This window comes from Candidatus Zixiibacteriota bacterium, from assembly GCA_029860345.1.
In the GTDB taxonomy this organism is placed as follows: Bacteria; Zixibacteria; MSB-5A5; order GN15; family FEB-12; genus JAJRTA01.
The window spans coordinates 81,513-104,265 of record JAOUBJ010000015.1 but is presented as its reverse complement, the minus strand read 5'-3'; the positions used below and the strand labels follow the sequence as shown (position 1 = coordinate 104,265).

General features: G+C 55.1%; 17 protein-coding genes. 9 read left to right on the top strand and 8 right to left on the bottom strand.

Going from position 1 to position 22,753, the window contains the following annotated elements:
- Positions 1–354 precede the first annotated feature (354 nt).
- The 3 genes from OEV49_14455 to OEV49_14445 are packed head-to-tail and all read left to right on the top strand — an operon-like array spanning position 355 to position 4,541.
- Positions 355–1,980 carry a hypothetical protein gene (locus OEV49_14455; GenBank protein MDH3892276.1) on the top strand — a complete coding sequence of 542 codons (1,626 nt, stop codon included), beginning with the start codon at positions 355–357 and terminating at the stop codon, positions 1,978–1,980.
- Between the two features lie 19 nt (positions 1,981–1,999).
- Complete coding sequence (locus OEV49_14450; GenBank protein ID MDH3892275.1) at positions 2,000–3,400, top strand: C10 family peptidase; 1,401 nt, start codon at positions 2,000–2,002, stop codon at positions 3,398–3,400.
- A 19-nt stretch (positions 3,401–3,419) separates the two neighbouring features.
- On the top strand, positions 3,420–4,541 hold the full coding sequence (locus OEV49_14445; GenBank protein ID MDH3892274.1) for a T9SS type A sorting domain-containing protein: 1,122 nt from the start codon (positions 3,420–3,422) through the stop codon (positions 4,539–4,541).
- Between the two features lie 758 nt (positions 4,542–5,299).
- Here the strand turns inward: OEV49_14445 and OEV49_14440 are convergent.
- Genes OEV49_14440 through OEV49_14425 form a run of 4 tightly spaced genes read right to left on the bottom strand, consistent with a single transcriptional unit; the run spans position 5,300 to position 9,682 of the window.
- Positions 5,300–6,445, bottom strand: a complete 1,146-nt coding sequence (locus OEV49_14440) for an acyl-CoA dehydrogenase family protein (protein MDH3892273.1) — start codon at positions 6,443–6,445, stop codon at positions 5,300–5,302.
- Positions 6,446–6,448: 3 nt separating this feature from the next.
- Positions 6,449–7,591, bottom strand: a complete 1,143-nt coding sequence (locus tag OEV49_14435) for an acyl-CoA dehydrogenase family protein (protein MDH3892272.1) — start codon at positions 7,589–7,591, stop codon at positions 6,449–6,451.
- 11 nt (positions 7,592–7,602) lie between these two features.
- Complete coding sequence (locus OEV49_14430) at positions 7,603–8,481, bottom strand: 3-hydroxybutyryl-CoA dehydrogenase (GenBank protein ID MDH3892271.1); 879 nt, start codon at positions 8,479–8,481, stop codon at positions 7,603–7,605.
- Between the two features lie 10 nt (positions 8,482–8,491).
- The gene (locus OEV49_14425; protein MDH3892270.1) at positions 8,492–9,682 is read right to left on the bottom strand and encodes an acetyl-CoA C-acetyltransferase; all 1,191 of its coding nucleotides are present in this window, start codon (positions 9,680–9,682) and stop codon (positions 8,492–8,494) included.
- Between the two features lie 219 nt (positions 9,683–9,901).
- Here OEV49_14425 and OEV49_14420 point away from each other — a divergent pair, with 219 nt between their 5' ends.
- The 4 genes from OEV49_14420 to OEV49_14405 all read left to right on the top strand — a co-directional run bounded on the left by OEV49_14420 (position 9,902) and on the right by OEV49_14405 (position 12,911).
- A complete protein-coding gene (locus OEV49_14420) occupies positions 9,902–10,489 on the top strand; it encodes an outer membrane beta-barrel protein (protein MDH3892269.1) in 588 nt (195 codons plus the stop codon).
- 399 nt (positions 10,490–10,888) lie between these two features.
- Positions 10,889–11,542, top strand: coding sequence for an outer membrane beta-barrel protein (locus OEV49_14415; protein MDH3892268.1), 654 nt, complete (start codon positions 10,889–10,891; stop codon positions 11,540–11,542).
- Between the two features lie 32 nt (positions 11,543–11,574).
- The gene (locus OEV49_14410) at positions 11,575–12,219 is read left to right on the top strand and encodes a hypothetical protein (GenBank protein MDH3892267.1); all 645 of its coding nucleotides are present in this window, start codon (positions 11,575–11,577) and stop codon (positions 12,217–12,219) included.
- Between the two features lie 158 nt (positions 12,220–12,377).
- Positions 12,378–12,911 (top strand): hypothetical protein, encoded by a 534-nt coding sequence (locus OEV49_14405; protein ID MDH3892266.1) that lies wholly within the window; start codon positions 12,378–12,380, stop codon positions 12,909–12,911.
- A gap of 67 nt (positions 12,912–12,978) precedes the next feature.
- Here the strand turns inward: OEV49_14405 and OEV49_14400 are convergent, their stop codons facing one another.
- Together OEV49_14400 and OEV49_14395 are read right to left on the bottom strand one after the other, a co-directional pair.
- Positions 12,979–13,554 (bottom strand): hypothetical protein, encoded by a 576-nt coding sequence (locus tag OEV49_14400; GenBank protein ID MDH3892265.1) that lies wholly within the window; start codon positions 13,552–13,554, stop codon positions 12,979–12,981.
- An 85-nt stretch (positions 13,555–13,639) separates the two neighbouring features.
- The gene (locus tag OEV49_14395) at positions 13,640–14,980 is read right to left on the bottom strand and encodes a 4Fe-4S dicluster domain-containing protein (GenBank protein MDH3892264.1); all 1,341 of its coding nucleotides are present in this window, start codon (positions 14,978–14,980) and stop codon (positions 13,640–13,642) included.
- 236 nt (positions 14,981–15,216) lie between these two features.
- Between OEV49_14395 and OEV49_14390 the strand changes: the two genes are divergently transcribed.
- A complete protein-coding gene (locus tag OEV49_14390) occupies positions 15,217–16,113 on the top strand; it encodes a DMT family transporter (GenBank protein MDH3892263.1) in 897 nt (298 codons plus the stop codon).
- A 210-nt stretch (positions 16,114–16,323) separates the two neighbouring features.
- Here OEV49_14390 and OEV49_14385 read toward each other — a convergent pair whose 3' ends face one another.
- On the bottom strand, positions 16,324–18,756 hold the full coding sequence (locus OEV49_14385; GenBank protein ID MDH3892262.1) for an SBBP repeat-containing protein: 2,433 nt from the start codon (positions 18,754–18,756) through the stop codon (positions 16,324–16,326).
- 305 nt (positions 18,757–19,061) lie between these two features.
- Between OEV49_14385 and OEV49_14380 the strand changes: the two genes are divergently transcribed.
- Positions 19,062–20,300, top strand: a complete 1,239-nt coding sequence (locus OEV49_14380; GenBank protein MDH3892261.1) for a mechanosensitive ion channel family protein — start codon at positions 19,062–19,064, stop codon at positions 20,298–20,300.
- A 37-nt stretch (positions 20,301–20,337) separates the two neighbouring features.
- On the opposite strand, the gene OEV49_14375 is transcribed toward OEV49_14380, so the two are convergent.
- Positions 20,338–22,686, bottom strand: a complete 2,349-nt coding sequence (locus OEV49_14375; protein ID MDH3892260.1) for a DUF362 domain-containing protein — start codon at positions 22,684–22,686, stop codon at positions 20,338–20,340.
- Positions 22,687–22,753 lie beyond the last annotated feature (67 nt).

Genomic DNA, 22,753 nt, shown 5'->3' with positions numbered 1-22,753 from the left:
TTGTATCTAATTGCTTGCGCATTACTTACGCCGCCTATTTAATGTTTCACGCGACCACCCGATCAACTGAGTCCTCTCAAAAAAAGTCAAAATCACGTTATCAGTTCCACCCGTTTCCAGTGCGTTCCCTTTTGAACGACACAGGAACTAGCAGAAGATGAAAGGAGAAACAGATGAAAAACTCACCAACAAGACAAGAGGCACCAGCCGATTCTCGCAACCCTGACAATCAGTAGGAGCTACCAGATGTATATCGAACACAACGACAACGAATCAGCTGCATCGGCTCAGCGCAGCCGCTGTCAGCGCCCCAACAGTCATAAAGAGAATAACCGTTCACAGGAGAACAGAAAAATGTCGAACACAAAGAACTCATTCACAGCCGCCTCGGCCCTATTCGGCCTGATGGCGATTCTCATCGTTACGTTTGCCGCCCCGTTCACTCAAGCCTCAATTCCGCAGAAGATTAACTTTCAGGCGATCCTGACATATCCGAGCGGCGCGCCGTTGGCCAATCAAACAGTTGATCTCACTTTCGAAATCTTCGATGGCTCGACCAGCGGCACATCAAAATGGGGTCCGGAATCACACACAGCTGTCACGACAGACTCCTTCGGCATGATCCAGGTAATTCTCGGCTCCACCGTCACTCTCGACGCGCCCGTTTTTTCCGAAGCCCAGAGCTACCTGGAAATCGCCATCAATGGCCACTCGCCGGTTTCACCGCGTACCAGACTGGTCAGCGTCCCCTACGCCTACCAGACGGCTCGTGTCCAGTCTGTCGACTCCGCCGAGGGTGGTACTATCCTGAGCGCGGTTGATATCGAGGGCACTCTCACTGTTGAAAACCGCATCACGGTCGGTTCATTCAAAATGGAAGATGGCGCTTCGGCCGGTTACCTGTTCCAGTCCAACTCCTCGGGAGCCGCCACCTGGGTTGACCCCGATGAGAAATTCTGGAATGTCTGGGGCAACGACGGGCTGGAAAACTCTAACTGGCTAGGCACAAATGATTCGGCCGACTTCCGTGTTAAGGTCAATGGTCAACAAGCCTTCAAAATCAAATACTCGAGAGGTTCAAGTAACGGCTATTACAATAATGAGTCCCCAAGCATCATTGGTGGCCATCCGACCAACTGGGTCAGCGATGACGTCAACGGCGCTACTATTGGTGGCGGTGGTTACAAGGATGAGACGTTTGGTAAAGACAGACCGAACCGAGTAAGCGGTGACTTTGGTACAGTTAGCGGTGGCACCAATAACAAAGCCGGCAAGTGGGCTTCGGTTCCGGGCGGTACCAATAATCAAGCCACTGGTTATATGTCCTGGGCAGGTGGTTACAACGCTCGTGCTACCCACGATGGGTCTTTTGTCTGGGCCGACTACCGCTCCGATACCGTTTGGTCCAAAGCTGACAACCAGTTTAAGATCCGCGCCGAGGGCGGCGTTGTTCTTGGCGGCGGTGTTGACTCCAAGCTCTCAGTTAAAAGAGCCGACAAAACGACCACAATCGAGCTCGACGGTGCAACCGGCACCACCACCACTAAGATTCTCGAAATCACCGGCGGTTCCGATCTGGCCGAACCGTTTGAAATGACCGGCGGCAATCTCCTCCCCGGTGCGGTCGTTGTAATCGATGAGAACAACCCCGGTCACACTCGCGCCAGCACTAAGGCATACGATCAACGCGTGGCCGGTATTATCTCCGGCGCCGGTGGTGTCAACCCCGGCCTGACCCTGTCCCAGCAAGGTGTCTTGGATGGTGGTCAATTGGTCGCACTGACCGGTCGTGTCTACTGTCAGGCAACGGCAATCAACGGCGCTATCAAGCCGGGTGACTTGCTCACAACATCCGATATCGCCGGACACGCGATGAAAGCGACCGACGCGACTCGTTCACACGGCACTGTTATTGGCAAGGCCATGACCACGCTCGACGATGGTGAAGGTCTGGTCCTCGTATTGGTAAACTTGCAGTAAGGAAAGTGAGGAACATAAAATGACACTCGCAAACATACATAAGAAACTTGGCCGTCTCGTTGCAGGTACCACGCTCGCCCTTCTGATCGGCAGTTCCGCCGCCCAGTCCGCCCCGGTGGACGAAAGCGAAGCCGTCGCCCTGGCCGATGCCTGGTACTCAGCCGAGATCGACGCCAATTACACCAAGCTCTCGAAGTCCGAATGTGAAGAACGCCTGGCCGCCATTTCCGGCCGCCGGGTCCGCTACCTGGTCGATGAAGATGCTTTGCTTGATGTGTATCCCGCCGACGGCAAGCTGATGGCCTACGTCGTCAGCTATGAACCATCCGGCTACGTGATAGTTGCCGGTGAAGATGCTATCCAGCCGGTGGTCGCGTTCGATGTCGAATCCGAATTCAAATGGGATGAGGACGACAACGAAAACAACATGATGCGGTTCTTCGTAGCACCAGCAGTCAAGCGACAGATTGCAAACAAATCGCAAACGGTCCACGAGAATTGGTCACTCTTGCGTTCAAGCATGAAAGGTGGCGCCAGGCTGGACAAAGCGGCCGGCGCCGATGATACCGAATACTACAAGTGGCCGTCGGTGCTATGGGGGCAGGGTGGCTTCTATGACGATCTGGTGGTACCCCAAAACGGCGGCGCCGCTGTTCCGACCGGATGTGTTGCTACCGCTATGGCTATCAAGATGCGCTTCTGTGAATGGCCGCTTGAGGGTACCGGTTCTCACAGTTACACCGACAACAATGGCTCCATCCAGTTCAGTCATAGCGTCGCCTATTACACTCAGGAATATCCGTGGGAAAACATGCCTACCTCGAATCTGACGGCTGCCAACACCGATGTTGCCCGACTCATGTATCAGGCCGGGGTGGCCGTCGACATGAACTACGAAGTGGGCGGTTCGGGCGCCTTTCCCACCGTGGACGATCTCGAAGATCACTTCGGCTATCGAGGTACTATCGAGGTCACGGCGGATCACGACGTCTATCTGGAAAAATGCATGAAGGGAATGTTGCCGACATTGATCACCAGTTCCAATCACATGCTTGTTGTCGACGGTTACCGGTCCGATGTAGCGCCCTACTTCTATATCAATGCCGGCTGGTCCGGCTCAAGTAACGGTTGGATCGGTCTCTATGATCTTCCCTCACCCAGCGGATCAGACATCACGAGAACCTATGCCTATTGCAGTCCCACCGGTTGGGAATATATCGACGGCAGCTACGCTGGTCCGACAAATATCGGCACACTTCCGCAACCTTACGATAACTTCGAAGCTGGATACAACGCCGCTCCCACCGAAGGCGGGCGTCTGCTGGTTACAGCCGGTACCTATGAACTGGGCAGCAGTATGACTCTGGATAAAGCTATCAGAATCCACGCACTCGAAGGCACCGTCTGCATCAAGAAGTAGGATGAAAGGAGAGATCACAATGACACACTCAATAAAACACAAGTTAGGTGCCTTAGCGCTCTTGTCGCTGACACTACTGCCCGCACTTGCGGCAGCCGACAGCACGGTAGTAATCGCACGCGTTGCAATAGGAACCGGCGGCTCGTTCGCGGCCGACGGCGCGCACAACATCACCTGCGTGGTCGGACAGTTCGTGGCCGAGCCGGGCGGCGATGGTGAATACGGATGCGGCGGTGGTTTCATGGGTGGCGGCGGACCGGCTGACCCCGATCCAGGTTGCTGCCGGGTGCGTGGCGATTTCAACCATGACGGTTCCGACCCTGACATCTCCGATCTGGTTGAACTGGTCGCCTACATGTTCACCTCGGGCGTGGCCCCGGAATGTATGGAAGAGGCCGACATCAACGGCGATGGTTCCGAACCCGACATTTCCGACCTGGTCATGCTGGTCAGTTTCATGTTCACCGGTGGTGAAGCGCCGCTCGACTGCGGGCAGCAAGCGCCACTGGTGAAGGCGGCGGCGATTAGTGAAGAGAGCGCCCTTAAGTTCACCTACGATGGTGAAAAGACCACGATTCGTCTCGATTCCGAGGTTGCAATCCGTGGTCTGCAGTTTGATCTGCTCGGCGATGGCGCCCTGCAGGTTGAAAAACTGATCGACGATCATGTCGATATGGTGGCCGGTTTCGACGAACGTGAGGTGCGCATAGGTATCCTCGATCTCGACGGCGGTGAGTTGATAGCTTCCGGTGAGCAAGTCCTGCTAATGCTTGACGGTCGCTATGACGTAACCTCTGCCATGGCCGTGGATGCTGCAGGTCGAGCCGTCTATTTGAGCGCGGTTGAAGAAGAGGCGTTACCGGATGAATACGATCTGGGTGACAACTACCCCAACCCGTTCAACCCGTCGACGACGATTGCCTTCAGTTTGCCGAAGTCGTCCGAGGTTCGGCTGGATGTCTTCAACATGCTGGGTCAACGGGTGGCGACAATCGTCAACGCCCGTCTTGAAGCGGGTAAGCATGAGGTCACCTGGGGCGGCAAGAGCGACCGAGGTGGTACGGCGGCCAGTGGTGTTTACTTCTATCGTCTGACGACTACTCAGTTCAGCGATACCAAGAAGATGATACTGCTGAAGTAGACTGTCGTTGTAGCGCCTTGCGACAAAGGGCAGCGCCTCATGGCGCTGTCCTTTTTGTGATAAATCACTTTCTTGTGATAAATCACTCTTTCGCGCTTCGCGCGTTGTCAGTCTTGTAGGTCAGGAGCGCAGGGCCCCTGACCTGCTTCACTTGGGTGCACCCTCAAACCCTGTTTGGGGGTGATGAATCACATACCCTCGCTACGCGCGCCCCGCCGTCATTGCGAGGAGTCCCGCGCCACGCGCGACGACGCGGCAATCTCACTTGCCCGCCATGCCGGACTCGATCCGGCATCCATTCTGTGTCTTGGGTGGTGTCGAGCGACCCCGCCCGACACTGTCTTCGTTGGTGGACACCCCTGCCCCGCAAGGGGAAGAAACACGGCTTGACCGTGTCGTCCACGGATTGACCGTGTCGTCCACGGCTTGACCGTGTCGTCCTGAGCGCAGTCGAAGGATGAACTTCGGTAGCCCACCCAGAGGCTCTGCGGCAGGTGGGTTCTTCCGGTTTTGTTACCCTCCAACAAGACCGCTACCGACGCTAACATCGGGGAATCAATAATAGGGAAAACGGACCCATTTGTGGAGGGGCCAACTTGCCCACCGGTGTCATTCTGGCGAAGGCCAGAATCCAGTCTTTGAGTTCGGAACTGGATTCCGGGTCAAGGCCCGGAATGACACCCATAAATGGGTTTCTTGCCCTTCGCACCTTTGCAAACTCACCCTGAGCGGAGTCTAAGGATGACGCGGCGGGCAGCCTACGCCTCTTTCACGCTCTTTAGCAAGTCGCGGGAAATGACCAGGCGTTGGATCTCTGAAGTCCCCTCGCCGATTTCGCACAGTTTGACATCGCGCCAGATTCGTTCGGCCGGGTAGGGACCGGTGTAGTAGCCGACCTCGGCCAGTATGTCGACTGCCTTGGCGGCTGAGCGCGTGGCAACTTCGGAGGCATATAGTTTGGCCATGGCTGAGTTGCGCGAAAACGGCAGTTTGGCATCTTTCATCATGGAGGCTTCATAGATCAACAAGCGGGCTGCTTCGATTTCGGTAGCCATCGTGGCCAGTTCGAAACCTATCCCCTGCCGGAAGCCGATCGGTTTGCCGTCCTCTTTGGTGACAGCGGCATACTTTAGCGCACAGTCCAACGCACCCTGGGCCAATCCGAGCGCCATGGCGCCGATAGAAATGCGACCACCATCGAGCGTGATCAACATTTGCTTGAATCCATCCCCCATTTTGCCGAGGAGGTAGTCATCGGTTAACTTGACATCGTCGAAGTGGAGGGTGGCGGTGTCGGAGCCGCGCAGGCCCATCTTGTTTTCTTTTTTACCGACTGAGTAACCGTCCATCTCTTTGTCGAGAATGAAACCGGTGATAGTGGGATCTTTCGGGTCGGTGGATGTCTTGGCTGTGGCAACGGTCGCGATAGCGTAGCTGGCATTTGTAATAAAACACTTCGATCCATTGACGATCCAATGGTCGTTTTTGCGCTCGGCGTAGGTCTTGGTGCCGCCTGCATCGGAGCCGGCTTCCGGTTCGGTCAAACCGAAGGCGAGCATTTCCCCTTTGGCCGCGCGCGGCAGGTATCTTTTCTTCTGGCCCTCGTTGCCGAAGGCTACCACCGGGAAACAGCCGAGCGAGTTGTGCGCGGCCAGTGTGATACCGGTCGAACCACAGACGCGGGATGCTTCCTCGACGGCTATCGAGTAGCTGACGGTGTCTATGGGCTGCCCGCCGTAATCTTCGGAGATCAACATGCTCATGAGACCGAAATCGGCCATCGGCGCCAGGCATTCGGTTGGGAAGCGTTGTTCGAGATCGATATCGGCGGCTCGGGGAGCTATCTGCTCGTTTATGAAAGCCTGGACTTTTTCTCTATACTCGTGGTGTTTTTTCTCAAGCACTGTTTAGTCCTTAAGTATGTCGCGTGAGATGACCATCCGCTGTGCTTCAGTGGTGCCTTCATAGATTTCTGTGAGTCGTGCGTCGCGGAAGTATCGTTCGACCGGGTATTCTTTCATGTAACCATAGCCGCCGTGAATCTGCAACGCTTCGTTGACGACATAGTTGGCCATCTGCGAACAGAACAGCTTGGCCATGGAGCACTCGCGATGGCAGGGCTCTCCCCTGTCCTTCATTTCGGCGGCGCGATAGGCCAGCAACCGGGCGGCATCCAGGCGGGTGGCCATGTCGGCGATTTTGAACTGGATGGCCTGGAAGGCGGCAATCGGTTGACCGAACTGCTTGCGCTCCTTGGAGTACTTGATCGCTTCATCCAAAGCCGACTGTGCGATTCCGATAGCCTGAAAAGAAACACCCAGCCGTCCGGAGTTTAGAATCGTAACGGCCATTTTGAAACCGTCGCCCGGTTCGCCCAGCATGTTCTCTTTGGCAACCTTGACATCGGCAAAGTTGATCTCCCGCGTATCGGATGCTTTCATGCCGCACTTCTTCTCCGGCTTACCCAGCGTGACACCATCACTGCCGGGTTCGACAACAAAGCAACTAATCCCCTTGTGCCCCCCTGCAGAGTCGGTCCGGGCGAACACTATCAATGCTCCGGCCAGACCGCCGGAGGTGACAAAAGCCTTGGTGCCGTTGACCAGATAATGATCGCCTTTGTCTTCGGCCGTCGTCTTGATCGATGTCACATCGGTACCGGCATCAGGCTCGGTGAGACAGTAGGCGCCTACCCATTCGCCGGTGACCATGCGCGTGAGGTACTTCTTTTTGAGGTCAACGGAGCCGAACTTATCCACGATCTCGCAACAAAGTGAATTGTGCACCGACACGAGGATGCCAAAGCCGGCGCAACCGGCGCAGATTTCTTCCAGGACACCACCAAAAGCAACCGCGCTCAAACCCATGCCGTCGTATTCTTCAGAGGCGGTGAAACCGAGATAGCCCAGTTCACCTGCTTCGTCGATCAATTCTCGCGGCGTGGTTTCCTTTTCGTCGTATTCTTCAGCGTGTGGGTATAGCCGCTTCTCGGCGAACTCACGCGCCATCTGTTTCAATTCCAAATCGTCTTCTGAAAGTCTAAAATCCATCTACAGTCTCCTCAACTGCTGTAATTATAGAAACCGCGTCCGCTCTTGCGACCGAGATAACCGGCCTGGACCATCTTTTTCAACAGCGGACAGGGTCGATACTTGGGGTCCCCGAGCCCTTCGTGCATCACTTCGAGGATGGCCAGACAAATGTCCAGCCCGATAAAGTCGGCCAGGGTCAGGGGACCCATCGGATGGGCCATGCCCAGTTTCATAACTTCGTCGATCGCCTCCACCGTACCCACGCCCTCCATGTGGGCGAAGATCGCCTCGTTGATCATCGGCATCAAAATGCGATTGGCAATGAAGCCGGGGAAATCGTTCACTTCGACCGGCGTCTTGCCAAGTTTGGTCGAGAGTTCTTTAATCAGATCAAAGGTCTCATCCGAAGTGGCGATGCCTCGGATAAGTTCGATCAATTCCATCATCGGCACCGGATTCATAAAGTGCATGCCGACAAACCGGCTTGGTCTTTTGGTCGCGGCGGCCAACTGCGTGATCGGCAGCGATGAAGTGTTCGAGGCGAACAGCGTCTCCGGCGGACAGACATCTTCAAGTTTCTTGAAAATGCCCAGCTTGACCTCGAGATTCTCGGTAACCGCTTCGATCACCAATTGCGAATCCCCGGCCACCGACAAATCCGTCGACAAATGCAGACGACCCAGTGCGGCTGCTTTGTCTTGTTCGGTAATCTTCTCCTTTTTGAGCAGTCGGTCGAAACTCTTGGTAATCCCGCCCAGCGCGCGATCAAGAAACTCCTGTTTGATGTCGACCATGTCGACTTCATAGCCTTTGGCCGCGAACACCTGGGCGATACCGTTGCCCATGGTGCCGGTGCCGACCACCGTCACTCTTGTGATATCATCGACATTCACTATCTTATCTCCCACAATTAGTATCTTAGCACATTTCAATAGCCAGGGCCACGGCGTTGCCGCCACCGAGACAAAGCGTTGCCATCCCAGTTTTCAATCCACGATCTTTAAGAGCATAGATCAACGTAGTCAGCACTCTTGTACCCGAGGCGCCAATGGGATGCCCCAGGGCCACCGCGCCACCGTGGACATTGACGCGATCCCAATCCCAACCGAGCGCTTTGCCGTCGGCCAGCGCCTGCACAGAAAAAGCCTCGTTGGCTTCTATCAGGTCCCAGTGGTTAATGTCGACGTTCATCTTCTTCATGAGGTTCTGTACGGCGTAGATGGGAGCATAGAACAAGAGCTTCGGCTCGGTACCGGCGACTGCATAATCCACCACTCGCGCCAGAGGGGTCAGGTTCTTGTTTTTGAGGTATCCCTCGGAGACAACCACCGAAGCGGAAGAGCCGTCGTTCAGACCGGGCGCATTGCCGGCCGTGACCGTGCCGTCCTTCTCAAAGGCGGGACGAAGCTTGGCCAGCTTCTCAATGGATATATCGGCGCGCGGGCATTCGTCGCTATTGAAAATGATGGGGTCCTTCTTGCGCTGGGGCACTTCTACATCGAATATCTCATCTTTGAACTTCCCGTCGGTCTGGGCGGCAACTGCTTTCTGGTGTGAACCGAGCGCAAAGGCGTCTTGTTCATCGCGCGAGATAGACTCCTGCCGGGCGACGATCTCGGCCGCACAGCCCATGTGAAAATCGTTGAAACTATCCCAGAGTCCGTCCGAGACCATAATGTCGTCGAGCTTCTTGTGTCCCCAGCGCAGACCGGTCTTGGCCTGTTGCAGCACGTAGGGTGTGTTGGACATTGATTCCATACCACCGGCGATGAAAACATCGGCATCGCCGGCTCGGATCGCCTGCGTGGCCAGCATGACGGCCTTGAGCCCGGAACCGCACACTTTGTTGATGGTCAACGCGGCTGAACTGGGCGGCAGTCCGGCATTGATCGCAGCCTGGCGAGCCGGCGCCTGGCCGCTGCCACCCTGCACCACCTGGCCCATGATTACTTCGTCGACGTCGTTGCCGTCGACACCGGCGCGCTGGATCGCTTCTTTCACGGCTAAGGCGCCAAGCTGCGGCGCGGTGAATGATCCCAGTCCACCATGTAGCGTGCCTATGGCACTGCGACAGGCTGACACTATATAGGCTTCGTTCCTTGCTGCCATTCTATATACCTCCAATGCTGTTATACGTCACTTTCCTCGGCCTATATAAAATAAATGGGCCGCCGAAAAGCAAGTGAACTCTTTCACAATATCTATTTTTAGACATAAAACTGTCCATGCCGCCCGCTGGAACCACCTACAGTTTTTGGTTGATCGAGCCGTGCGATGCGGCTAGTCTTGGAAAAGGATTTTGTAAGACTCTCAGAAACGGAGGATATTATGACCAAGACAGTCCTGATAATAGCATTGGTTGCTGCGATTGCTACTTCAGCCATGGGACAGACTCCTTCCAAACCTTTCAGCGTGTACTTGCAGGGTGGAGCTTCCATGCCGCAACAGGACTTCAAGGACCTTTACAAGTATGGATACCACGGCGGTGGTGGTCTGGGATTTTCGATTTTCCCGCGCATGGAATTGGTAGCCAGGGGCAGCTACCATAAGTATTCAGCCGAGTCACTAAACAGCATCCTGCCCGATCAGAGCACGATCGATGTTACCGGCGGCGATCTGTCGATGATAATGTACGGCGCTGAGCTCAAACTCAACCTCGGCGTGTTTACGTCCAACCCCTACCTGCTGGGTGGCTTCGGTAGGGCTCAGTTTGACATTGAGGACGTCACAGTCAACGCTTTCGGGCTTGAACAAACACATGAGTTCCCATCGCACACGGAAACCTACAGGATCCTCGGCGCTGGTCTGGAGTTTACACGGACTTTTCTTGAGGCCCGTTACTACACCTTCATGGAAGACATAACCGAGGAGACCAGCACCCGGTTGATCACTGTATCGTTTGGGATCAGGTTGTAGAGCACCCTTCGACTGCGCTCAGGGTGACACACTCAGGCCATGTCGCGCTTCGCGCGCTGCCGTCCCCAATGCCGGATCACATCCGAGTGTGGCTCGCAGGCGAGGACGGAGTCCACCTTACATCTGCTCGTGATCGGTCCGCCCCAAACAGGCAGGCTGCGTCGCAATGGCAAGTTCCTCCGGTTCCTGCCTTCGCCGAAAACGAGCCTGTGACCGATGGTTCAGGAGGCTGCTCTCACACAAAACAGTGCCGAGAATCGCAGGGTCACAATCCAGACTGCGTTGAGATCAGGACCCTGCGAAACTCTAAGCAGCACAATTGCCGCCCACAGTTTAGCTTGACCCACCCGCCGCGATTGCATATACATTGGTCCACAAAAACAAGGGAAGGTTTTGACAATGCGCAGCATCACAGCAATGAAAGCTATCACGACACTGACTACAATCTTGATCCTGGCAACGACCGTCTCGGCACAATTACCCAGCCCTATCAAAGTTTACGCCGGTGGCGGCCTGAGTATACAGCACAAACCGCCAACTTTCGATGGCTGGTACAAGATAGGTTGGCACATGACAACCGGTGTTGGCTACAGCGTGGCGCCGATGGTCGAATTGGTCGGTAGTTTCGACTACCACACCTTCACATCCGATTTCACAAAGAGCGGAGACGCCACCCTTGGCCGGGTCGGCGGCGGGGATATCAAGGCGGCGATGTTCGGGGTGAATGCAAAAGTGAAACCAAGTTTACCGATGATTCCGATCAAACCATACGGGGTGGCAGGCATCGGTATGGCCAAAGTAACTCAAACGGATTTTGACTGGCCGCCTTTGACCAAGGTCGGCACAGCCCGGTTCTGGGAGGACGTGCTGGGGCTGGAAGATCAGACGAAGTTTTACTACCGGTTCGGCGGCGGCGTGATATACTCGTTGTTTCCCAAAGTGAGCCTTTATGCCGAGGCGCGCTACACCACGATTCAGATCGATGGAGCCAACACTGTCTTTGACAAGCCGCTTCGGTTCTGGGCGGTGACCGGTGGTGTCCGTCTGATGTAGGTGCGGATAGGATTCGGACCGGGGAGGAATACGTGCACAAACACTTGATTGGTACCTGTCTGGTTGCTTTGTTGACTTTACCGGTCACGGCGGCCTGCGGAGAAGTGTCTGCGCCCACCGATAGCATGCCGGTCAACTATGGTGGCTTCTGGGCGACGGTGCAATTCGCATTACCGGGTACACCAGACCCTTTTGACGACAATTACTCGACCGGCCTGGGCGGCGTGATCGGTTTCGACCACCGTTTGGCCAAAGGACTTAGGTTTCTCATCCAAGTATCCTACACCGGATTCCCCGGCCGAGGGTCCGACTATCGTGGGCACACCATCGGACTGGCAACGGCCGGCACCGGCTTGAAATGGACTCCGGGGCGTTCCGGCAGACTATTCAGGCCATACATCTTCGGTGACATTGGCGTGGCTGTCGTGTGGCAGCCGCTGGATGATACGTCGGAGCTTGATGAGCACGGCAACTCAGCAACTCTGTGGGACCTCCGGGGCCGCGAGTCTTTTTACTATCACCTCGGTGTCGGAATAGAGCGGCGTCTATCGGGGAAGTTCTGCGTTTTTGCACAGGTAAGCTCGATCAATGTGGTGACTATCAAGGACAATTGGCCTGATGCCAATCAAATGCGCGTGACCAATCTGTCGCTTGGCTTTCAGATTGCCACGAGGTGACGAATGACGACAATGCACAACAGTGAACGAAGCACCGCTGGAATTCAACGATGACAACACAAGACTTGACACTCAACAGAAATCTTCCAAACAGGCTGGGCCTGGCTCCCCTATTGCCAGTTGGTTTTGATAGCCGGTGACGGCTGGGATTATACAGTATGCTTTTTCGCAGCTTTGTTACACTGATCGTACTTACATCAGGATTCGTGAGTGTGGATGCCAGAGAAGTGCCCTATGGGAAAGCCTACGCCGGAGTGGGGTTTTGCTTTGGAGAACACCAGCTTGACGGCAGGGACCCCGGTTATCATCTCAGCATCGGTCTGGGGCGAGTCTACTCCCAATTGAACGAAGTGGTGGCCCGGGCTTCAGCCATGTTCTACAAAGGTGCGAATAACGAGGGCTTGAGCCTGCCCACGGATTTGCACGCTTACGCTGTTGGCTTGGACCTGAAATGGAACCTCGGTCGGCACCGCTCGCCCGTGCGAACATACTTCTTCGTGGGTACCGGCGGTCTGGGCATGTATCTGGGTGAAAGGTGGAGGTCGGATGCTTATCTGGGCGGCGGCTTCGGAATGCATAGCGGCTCCGGAAAAAGGACGTTCAATCTCGAACTAAGGTGGCTGGAGGGAATAGGCCGCTCCCTCGGTGACGACGCTCGGATGATTATGCTGACCTTCGGCGCAGCGATGTAGTCCCAGACCCCAACTTCGCCTGCCCTGCACTTGGGTCGGAAGTTTGTTGCTTGGTAGGCAGGCCTGTTTATTCGTCAACAGTCTTGGGAAAGTCCGGCGGGGCTACGAGATCGTGGGGAATGCGCTCGCCCGGTTCTGCGGGCTTCGGTTGCGAGATCAGTTCATGACCCAGGATGGCAATGGCGCAACTGTTGAGCGCTTTGGCTAAATCCTTGGCACGGAAAGTCTGTGTCCACAGATTATGCTTGGCCTTCAGTGAGCCGTCGAATTGTCCGGCATACGATTGCTCGACTGCTTCCTGTCTGCGATACTCAACCTCTTTCCAGTTGACATGAACAGTGGCGAAATAGACGCCCCGACTCTGGGGATCGAGCGACTCAAGTAGCGTGATCATGTAGCGATTGGTTCCGGTGTTCAAACGCACTGTCAGACGAATACAGGTCCCTTTCTCCGACTTGGCATCCTCAGGTTCAGCCGGAAACTCCCGGACCATTTCCTCCCAACCGGCCTCTTTGTCGCCCGGCGCCGGCCACTGTTCCAGCCATCGCAGAAGCTCTTCCTTGGTCGCAGCCAGGTCCATGAGCGGCTCACCTTTCAGAAGCTCTTTCTTAACGGCGGATTTGGTTGCTTTGGACACCGGCATTAGCGGACCTCAAGAAGTCGGACAGGTTCGACGAAGTACTGCTACACAATGCTAATATCGGCAGTCTCAGGCGGAACTTTGACAGTCACGCGGGAGGGATTGGCAACCGCAGTTTGCGACCATAGAAGAAATCGTCGGCCCAAATAGAAATCCGGCGGGCCAATGATGACCTTCGACAACCCGAGCGAACCAGATTGTGAATGAAGGTTGGTGGATGGCTGTAGGGGCAGACCTTCATACACAAACCGCAGTCGGTGCCGATGACGCGCCAGTACTGAATGCACTGTTCGATATTGAGCTGCCACTTCTCTACCCCACGGACATTGACCTTCCCGCCCGATGGGATAGCGCTTGACGGACAATTAATGGAACACTTTAGGCATTTATCGCAAAAGTCTTGTACGCCAAATGTTATTGGTTCATCATTCAACAACGGAAGATCGGTTGTGAGACCGCCGAGTCTGACACGGGCACCGGATTTCGGCGAGATCAAATAGCCCATTCGCCCCAACTCTCCAAGTCCCGCATCGTGGGCCACCGGCGGCAACATGATCTGGTAGTTGCTGCCTGCAATATGGGCACGGGCCGGATAGCCCATTTCGCGAATTCGTCGCGCCAGACCGATCGAAATCCGGGCGGCTTGCTTGTAGCGCCTGGCCGTTTCGCGCGTGATCGGCAGACGTGGCGCCTTTTCAACATCGAAGTAATCCATCTCCAGTGAGAACATAATCGCATATTTGTGAGCGTTGACAATCGGCTGCCCCCAGGCTTCCGGCCCACGCCCCACATGCGAGTAAACGTACATCGGATTCAGTTTCGCAATCCCGACTTCGTCGGCACCCATCGCAAGCATCTCCCGCTTGACCCACGCCGTCATCTCCCCCGGTTCGACGGCCTCCGGTTCAACAGCCACCTGGCCGTCAACGGTTGTAGTCATCGCTTCGATCTCGCGGAAGTCAGAGGAGACCAGAGCGGCCACGGCACCGTCATAGTACTTCCCACCGGGCGCCAGAAGTTCGGGTAGTCGACGCATGCGGTCATCGGCGTCCTTTAGACGGGGGTGGGCGCCGTAATACTCGTCGTACCTCGCCGTTCCCGGTTGGTACTCTTCGCGGGCGAAAGCGACGTCGCGTTCGTCTACACGCTGGGTTATCACGCCGATGGACAATGGGACCGGTTTGCCGGTCGGCCAGTAGAATACAACGATACCAAGTACAGCGATAGACGGTGGAATCAATAACAGCGCTGAGTGCGTTCCCACCAGCAGATACCAGCCGACCCAAACGACGTTGAACTCCGCCAGCAACAATACCGCTTTGCCCGCAGCCTTGAATCGCTTCTCACGCATGCATGTAATTAGTAACAGGACCAGCAGCGCCGAAAGGATCAGACCAAAGATTGGGTAATAGAGTTCAATCGGTGTCATTCTACCTTCACCATCCAGCTAGCGAATGTACGGCCAATCGTGGCTTTTCGCAACCGGGTTGCTCTTGTAGGGCGGGTCCGTCTTCGGGCTCGTCGATTCCGGCGGCACCCCACCTGCGAGGGAATGACAGCGGGGGCGCGAGAAAGCCATATATGGCCCTTGGACAATCTGGGCAGATTCCTTACATTGTCCGGCATTGTGCGATGATCGCGCAGGGATAGAGTGAGAGTCAGAGGTTGAGTTTTATAGAGCCACACTTCGGAGAGATTATCGCCCTGCTGACGGCGGTCGTTTGGGCGGGAGCTGTAATCCTGTTCAAGAAGAGCGGCGAGACCGTACATCCTATCGGGCTGAACCTGTTCAAGGATTTGCTTGCACTCCTGCTCTTTCTGCCCACCATGTGGATACTGGGTGAATCGCTCTTTCGGTCGGTGCCCGTTTGGGATTATATTCTGCTGCTGGCCTCCGGGGCTTTGGGTATCGGTTTAGCTGACACGCTTTACTTTAAGAGTCTCAACCGGTTGGGCGCCGGACTCATGTCCATTGTCGTCTGCCTTTACAGCCCGTTTATCATTGTGCTGTCGATGTTCTACCTCAACGAAACGCTGACGCTGTGGCAGGTTTTTGGCGCCGGGCTGATTGTGTCGGCGGTGTTGGCCGCATCGTTTGAACGACAGTCGAACGGCCTCACCCGCCGCCAGATCGCCGAGGGAATGATCTGGGGAATCCTGGCTCAGATAGCCAACGGCGTCGGGATCGTGATGATCAAACCGCTTCTGGATCGCTCCCCCCTGCTCTGGGTCACCGAGGTGCGACTGGTTGGAGGAGTGGCGGTGTTGTTGATTGCTGTGGCGGTACACAAGAAGCGGCGGGAGATCATACAGTCGGTCAAGTCCAAACAGCGCTGGGTTTACACACTGAGCGGCTCGATTATGGGAGGATTCCTGGCGATGGTTTTGTGGCTGGGCGGGATGAAGTTTACGCAGGCATCTATTGCCTCGGCGTTGAATCAGACAGCTTCTGTTTTCATATTCATATTCGCGGTACTATTCCTGAAGGAACCGATCACCCGGTACCGATTGATCGGCATCGGCCTGGCCATGCTAGGCGTGATGCTGGTCACGGTGTTGTAGCTGGCGCATGGGCGTCGGTCTTCGCGGCTCTGGGTGGCACGCTCAAACTCGGTTTGGGGGTGGCTCAATAAATCCCCCGTCCCAAACGAGGTTTGAGACGGCCACCCGGCATGAGATGGCGGCAGATGTGGACATCTACCGAGCACGGGAATGCTGGTTACGGTGTTGTGACGACACGTCTGCAGCATCACAGGGATGCTGCCCTACTGGCTACGGACACGCCACCGGCTCAGGGCCTATATGGAACAGGTAGTCAACCAAATATACCAGATCGCCAATGTTAACTCCGTTTACATCATCGGGACCAACACCGTCGACGTTGGCTTCCGACCAACAGGGAGGAAGTTCGCCCTCTTCGAACATGTAAAAAACAAGCCACGTGACATCCGCGATGTTTGGGTATTCACTCATGAGGTTGACATCGCCTCGGATCGGCGGTATGCAGCAGCCAAAGGGGCCGCTAAGTTTGGCAACGAAACCATCACCGCCTCCCTGATATGTTTGATAGGGATCGGAGGTCGGAAAATCTGGGGAGTCAGTAGACCCAGTCACGTATACGTTGCCACTGTCGTCAAGCGCCAAACCGTGACCTCTGTCCCTGCCGCCGCCGCCCAAATAGGTGCTGTAGAGCAGGCCTTTGCCGGAACCGTCCAGTACCGTTAAGTAGACGTCCGCGTTGACGTTGTCTCCCGGGTCAGTTTGAAGGGGGTTAAGGGTCGGGAAGTTACGTGAATCAGTGTAGCCCGCTACGATAGCGTTGCCCTGACCGTCCGCAGCGGCGCCGAAGACGTAATCATGATCGGTGCCGCCCAGATAGGTGCTGTAAATCAGGCTGTCTCCAGCCCCACTCAATATGGTAACAAAAGCGTCATAATAACCCCGATGTAGGTGGAGAGGGTATTGGACTGGAAAGTCCGACGACCATGTAGAGCCCGTCACAATGATGTTGCCGCTGTCGGTCACTGCAATATAGGCGCCCACGTCCGCTCCGCTACTGCCCAGGTAGGTGCTGTAGATCAAGCTGTCGCCCGTGCTGTTAAACTTGGTTACAAAGACATCCCTTTCACCCTGATCTGTTTGAAAAGGGTTTTTCGTCGGGAAATCCGACGAAAACGTGTAGCCTGCCACGAAAGCACTGCCTCGGTCGTCTACTACGATACACCAACTGTAGTCGATGTAACTGCCGCCCAGATACGTGCTGTAAATCAGGCCATTGCCTGAACTGTTCAGCTTGGTCACAAATGCGTCCGTTGCGTTTAGTCCGGGGTCTATCTGATAGGGATTCTCGGTCGGAAAGTTGCTTGATAGAGTATTCCCCGTCAAGAAAGCATGGCCGCTATCATCCAATGCAATACTATTGCCATATTCCCAACCGCTGGCACCCAAATAGGTGCTGTAAATCAGTCCGTTGCCCGAGCTGTTCAGTTGCGTCACAAAGACATCTGCTTCTCCCTGTACCGTTTGAAAAGGGTTTTCGGTCGGGTAGTCCGACGAAAACGTATGACCCGTCACAAAGGCATGACCGTTGGCGTCTACCGCGATAGCCCGAGCCCTGTCTACACTGCCACCGCCCAGATAGGTGCTAAAGATCAGACCGTCGCCCGTGCTGTTCAGTTTTGTCACGAAGGCATCTTGATCCCCCTGGTTTATTTGGTAGGGGGTCTCGATCGGAAAGTCTGATGAATAAGTACCGCCTGTGACAACAGCCATGCCGCTGTTGTCTACCGCGATAGCCCAACAAGTGTCGTCGGCACTACCCCCAAGATAGCTGGAGTATTCGATTGTCGGGTCAATTACGACCGGAATGGCAGGGTCGTAGTCGTGGCCCAACTCAAAACCGAAGGTGTTATCATCCAGTAAAACGTACATACCGGCAAGCTCGCGGCGTGTCGCACCGTCGTCCTGATAGACAAACGGACGGGCTTCCGTGATCGTGTTCCACTCCGTCTCCACAATCAAATCACCCCGCGAGTTGACCGTGACGGATTTCGCCCCTTCGTATTGCACACGGATCTGCGCAACGTCCGCGCCCGGTGAGACGATGAAATCGTACTCCATCTGTTTGCCGTTACCGTAGTATTTCAGGTCGATACCGGGATAGATATCTTCGTAGATGATCGCCTCGAAGTTGGGGACATCGGTGTGCCACTCGTCCGGGTCGTTGCCGATGAAGTAGTTGCATTTGTACCCCATGGCATCTATGCCGGTCATCTGAGGGTTGGGATTTGCACCGACGAAAGAGGTTTTGATGGCGATAGATTCGATACTGTCGGGTTGGTGAGGTCGCCCCTCGACTCCGCTCGGGGTGACACCTTCAGATCGGGACACTTGCCCTTCGACTGCGCTCAGGGTGACACGGTTCAGCCGCCCACTGTGTTCGTCAGGATTACGAGGGTCCTGGCCTACAGGAACTCGCCTGGTGAATTGGTAGTATGCGCCGCCTGTAGTGAACCACATCTTGGCTCCTGAGGCGTTGGCGCGGAACAGAACGCGATCGTCCCACTGCCCCCTGTTTTCCGTGAAAGCCAACGGCATTGACGCGATGTTGCGGGTCACGGTGACGGATTGGTCGACAGCAGCCGCAGAAGCACACAGAGTCACCACTGCCGCAAGCCACACCACGCTTCTTGAAGTGTTGGACATTAATCGCCTCCTCAGGTTACCGGATCCCTTGCTTTTTCAAAGGCTAGAGCACATGGTAATGTAGATAATCATAGCCAGGTTGTCAAGATGAGAGCGGCAGATGTGGACGTCTGCCGGGCACGGAAACGGGAGTGTGGGCATCTGCCGAGTACGGGGGGCGCGGGAAAGAGGAAGATGAGGACGTCTGTCACCCACCCGATCATACTATCGTGCGCCCATAACTAATTTGAAAGTTGCGTTGGAAGCCGCAGGCTCTCTTTTTGCCACCATGTTGGTGATAACTCAATTCGACAAAGGTGTCATGTATGCTCGATAATGCAAGAGACTGGTTTACCGGACAGGGTATCTCGGAGAGTATCGCTGAGCCGCTGGGATGGGCAAGTCTGATCGTGGCCACAATCATCGCGGCCTGGCTGGCGCACTTTGTGGCGCGTCGAATTCTGCTGGTGGCCGTGTCCTATGTCGTCAAACGGAGTCGCACGCGATGGGACGATGTCCTTCTGGAGCATCGGTTTTTCTCCAGGCTCTCGCACCTGGCCCCGGCTCTGGTGATCTACTATGTGGCCAACTTATTTCCGCCGATAATGGGAGCCATCCAGCGGTTCTCTACCGCCTACATGGTGCTGGCCGGTCTGTTGGTAATAAACGCCTTTCTCAATGCTGCCGTGGATATCTATCGGTCGCTTGAAACTTCGCGCGACCGGCCGATCAAGGGATACGTTCAGGTGGCCAAGATCATCATCTTTGTTTTCTTAGGTATCTATGTTGTAGCTATCCTGCTCGATAGCGATCCCACCGGCATACTGACCGGACTGGGAGCCATGACAGCGGTGTTGATTTTGGTATTCAAGGATTCCATACTCGGTTTTGTAGCCAGCATGCAGCTTTCGATGAACGATATGGTGCGCATCGGTGACTGGATAGAGATGCCCAAGTTCGGCGCCGATGGCGACGTGATCGACGTCACCTTGCACACGGTCAAGGTGCAAAACTGGGACAAAACGATTTCGACGATTCCGGCCTATGCTCTGATCTCCGACACATTCAAGAACTGGCGCGGGATGAGTGAGTCTGGTGGACGCAGAATCAAACGCTCACTGAATATCGACGTTAACAGTATCCGTTTCTGCGATGATTCGATGCTCCATCGGTTTGAGAAGATCAACCTGCTCAAGACCTATCTGAAAACCAAGCGCACTGAATTGACCGAACACAACGCCCAACATGCCGACGACCCGCAGGACTTGATCAACAGTCGACGCCTTACCAACGTCGGGACCTTTCGCGCCTACATGGTTGAATATCTGAAGAACCATCCAAAGATCCATCAGGAAATGACATTTCTGGTGCGGCAGCTTCCGCCCGGCGATCACGGCTTGCCTATTGAGATGTATGTTTTTTCCAACGATCAGGACTGGGTCAGGTTTGAGGATATTCAGTCGGACATATTTGACCATCTTCTGGCCATAGCGCCTCAGTTTGGTCTGCGCATTTTCCAGCGTCCGTCGGGGGCGGACCTGCATGCGCTGTCCGGGCGCGCCTGAGCGCGGAGCGATGTCCGCGCTCCGCTTGGCGTCCGCCCTATGTCAACTTGTCGTGCCGATAGAGCAGGCGCTTAAACGGCGCCAGTATTAATCGCAGCAGATAGATCGGCCACTTTTGCTTCTTAAGCTTGAAGTGGCTGTCCATCGCCGTCAGTCCGGTGAACCACCAGTTGCTGAAGTGATAGGCTTCTTCGATCAAATCCAATGACTGGATGATGACATTGCTGACATTGTCCCAGGGCCGGTAGACAGACTGGTCACCCACCCATGTGATTTCCGGTTTCCCGAACGCTTCCTGAGCCAGCGGCAGGAACCTGCCCACGTGAGGATCGTCCGGATCGAGTCCCATCTTGGACGCACCCACCCAGTCGACAGCCAAGAGGTTGTCGCCTGCGATTATCGTGTCGGTTTGTCGCGGCGACGGATCAACGATGACCCCAAACTGTCCGTCGGCGCTGATAACGGCATCGATGATCCCGAAATGGACCGGGAAGTGTTTGAGCGTTTCGATGGTCGGCCAGTCGTACTCGCGCTTGGTATGGTACTCTTTCAGTTTATTCTGCTCAGGCAGTGTGCCGTAAATATTCTTGAGGGTCAGGGTGTAGTTACAGAAAACATGTGTCTTGTTCTTGGCGAATGATACACGGAAGTCGGCATCTCGCCAGGTCGGCCCGACAACATGCAATCCCAGACGACCACCGTAGTCATAAGGAACTTTCTCCTGGGTCAAATCGACAATGCGATAGTTTCCAGCGGTTGAGTATCCGACGTATTCGGCCACGGAAAGAACCTCGCGGTTGGTGTAGTAGTTGCCATAGGTGCTCTGAGCCTCGACCAGGGTGATGTTGGTGTATCCAAGGGCCGCAATACGGTCTACGAGCGCTTCGACCAAGGTCGGGTCGGTATAGGTCGAGGGGTCTTCGCGGGAGTGCATGAACATGAAGTTGGGTTTGACTACCACCGCGAAGCTACTTTTCTCTTTACCTGACTCTTCGAACTTCTTGTTGAGCACCTGGTCGAACCCCGATCGGTCCAGAGCTTCCTTCAAGATGGCGAACTTGTCGGGACCTTTGAGCGAGACCACAGTGGCTCTCGGTCCCTTTTTGAGTTGCTTTGGCCGCTTGCGCAGATAGGCGGTTTGGGCTTCGAAAAAGGCTCGATTCGCCCTCAGATAAAAGTAAAGAGTGACCCAGAAAATGGAACCATCGACAACGAAGATGACCAGATAGGCAAGGAACTTAGCCGACCACAAGAAGAAGGCCAGTGAACACAAAGCTGAGGCGGTCTTGGACACCAGGACAACGACAACAAAGCTCTTGTTCTTTCTGATACTATTGGCCGCCATAAAACAGGCCGCGGTAATAGTCATCATCATCGAAAAAGTCATGGCCAACCAGAATTTCTCGGGCGAGGGCTCTGTCGTGGGCAGGCTGGGCAGGAGCCACTCTGACAACTGGTTGATCAACCCCAGAATCCGGTCCGGGATGATCGCGAAGGCGAAGCCGACGGCCAGATAGGTCCATCCGCTGATGTTCATCAGTAGTCTGAGATGCTTCTCGTTCGGTGTCGGCGGCACCTGGTCCTTGGGCGGCTGCTTAATGGTTGCCGGCTTTTGGCCATCAGGCTGAGAAGGAAGCGTCTTCCCTGCCGACGAAGCGACCTGGAATGACTCCCCAGCCAGCAGTCCGGACAGAAAATACTGCGCCACTATCTCCAGGGGCCAGCAGGCAAGGACCAAATACAATGGCGGAAAACCGATGTCAAATGGAAATGACCAGAGATCGCTACCGGTCGAACCGGAGTATTCACTGGGTATACCTACCGCTATGGCTGCGACAGCCACGGCGACGAATATAGAGAACTCCATCTTGAATGAAGCATAGACGGCCACCGCCAAAAGCAGAACGTATAGAACCCAGAACTCAAGACCGGCCAGCGGTCGACTTGGACCCATCAGAATAAGTCCGGCACCGGCCAGGGTGACGATTAGAATCGTGTTCAGAATTCTGGGAATTGGTGTCTTTATGCGGTTGAGAACCTTGGCCAAAACAAGTTGAGCCAGCGCGAATGAGGTCATGGAGGCCAGTACCCAGATCCAGACAGAGAACAAAAGCGAGGGACGAGCATAAGTCCAGAGTTCGTAGTTGGTGCTGATAGTCTGGTTGAGATACTCTATCACTACTACTACAAAGATCAGCGATACCAAGCGCTTGGTGGAAATATTAAAGGCAAGCCAGAGAGACAGGCAGGTCGCCCCGGCCAACACCAGCCAAAACAAAGGGGTGATCAAAGACAGGTATTCCTCCTGTCGGGCGGTGAATACCGCCATGAGAAACACTGATATCACCAAGATCAGATTAATGCTGTGTGAACTTCTGGTTTCCATGAGCGCTTTCCTTTCCCCTACGGTGTGTCCGCCAACCAACCGCTAACTGCGCACAAAGTACTTCGAC

Bases quoted from the DNA above. Each gene is read 5' to 3' on its own strand.
- OEV49_14455 (MDH3892276.1), top strand. From the start codon at position 355: ATGTCGAACACAAAGAACTCATTCACAGCCGCCTCGGCCCTATTCGGC.
- OEV49_14450 (MDH3892275.1), top strand. From the start codon at position 2,000: ATGACACTCGCAAACATACATAAGAAACTTGGCCGTCTCGTTGCAGGT.
- OEV49_14445 (MDH3892274.1), top strand. From the start codon at position 3,420: ATGACACACTCAATAAAACACAAGTTAGGTGCCTTAGCGCTCTTGTCG.
- OEV49_14435 (MDH3892272.1), bottom strand. From the start codon at position 7,591: ATGGATTTTAGACTTTCAGAAGACGATTTGGAATTGAAACAGATGGCG.
- OEV49_14425 (MDH3892270.1), bottom strand. From the start codon at position 9,682: ATGGCAGCAAGGAACGAAGCCTATATAGTGTCAGCCTGTCGCAGTGCC.
- OEV49_14420 (MDH3892269.1), top strand. From the start codon at position 9,902: ATGACCAAGACAGTCCTGATAATAGCATTGGTTGCTGCGATTGCTACT.
- OEV49_14415 (MDH3892268.1), top strand. From the start codon at position 10,889: ATGCGCAGCATCACAGCAATGAAAGCTATCACGACACTGACTACAATC.
- OEV49_14405 (MDH3892266.1), top strand. From the start codon at position 12,378: ATGCTTTTTCGCAGCTTTGTTACACTGATCGTACTTACATCAGGATTC.
- OEV49_14400 (MDH3892265.1), bottom strand. From the start codon at position 13,554: ATGCCGGTGTCCAAAGCAACCAAATCCGCCGTTAAGAAAGAGCTTCTG.
- OEV49_14395 (MDH3892264.1), bottom strand. From the start codon at position 14,980: ATGACACCGATTGAACTCTATTACCCAATCTTTGGTCTGATCCTTTCG.
- OEV49_14385 (MDH3892262.1), bottom strand. From the start codon at position 18,756: ATGTCCAACACTTCAAGAAGCGTGGTGTGGCTTGCGGCAGTGGTGACT.
- OEV49_14380 (MDH3892261.1), top strand. From the start codon at position 19,062: ATGCTCGATAATGCAAGAGACTGGTTTACCGGACAGGGTATCTCGGAG.
- OEV49_14375 (MDH3892260.1), bottom strand. From the start codon at position 22,686: ATGGAAACCAGAAGTTCACACAGCATTAATCTGATCTTGGTGATATCA.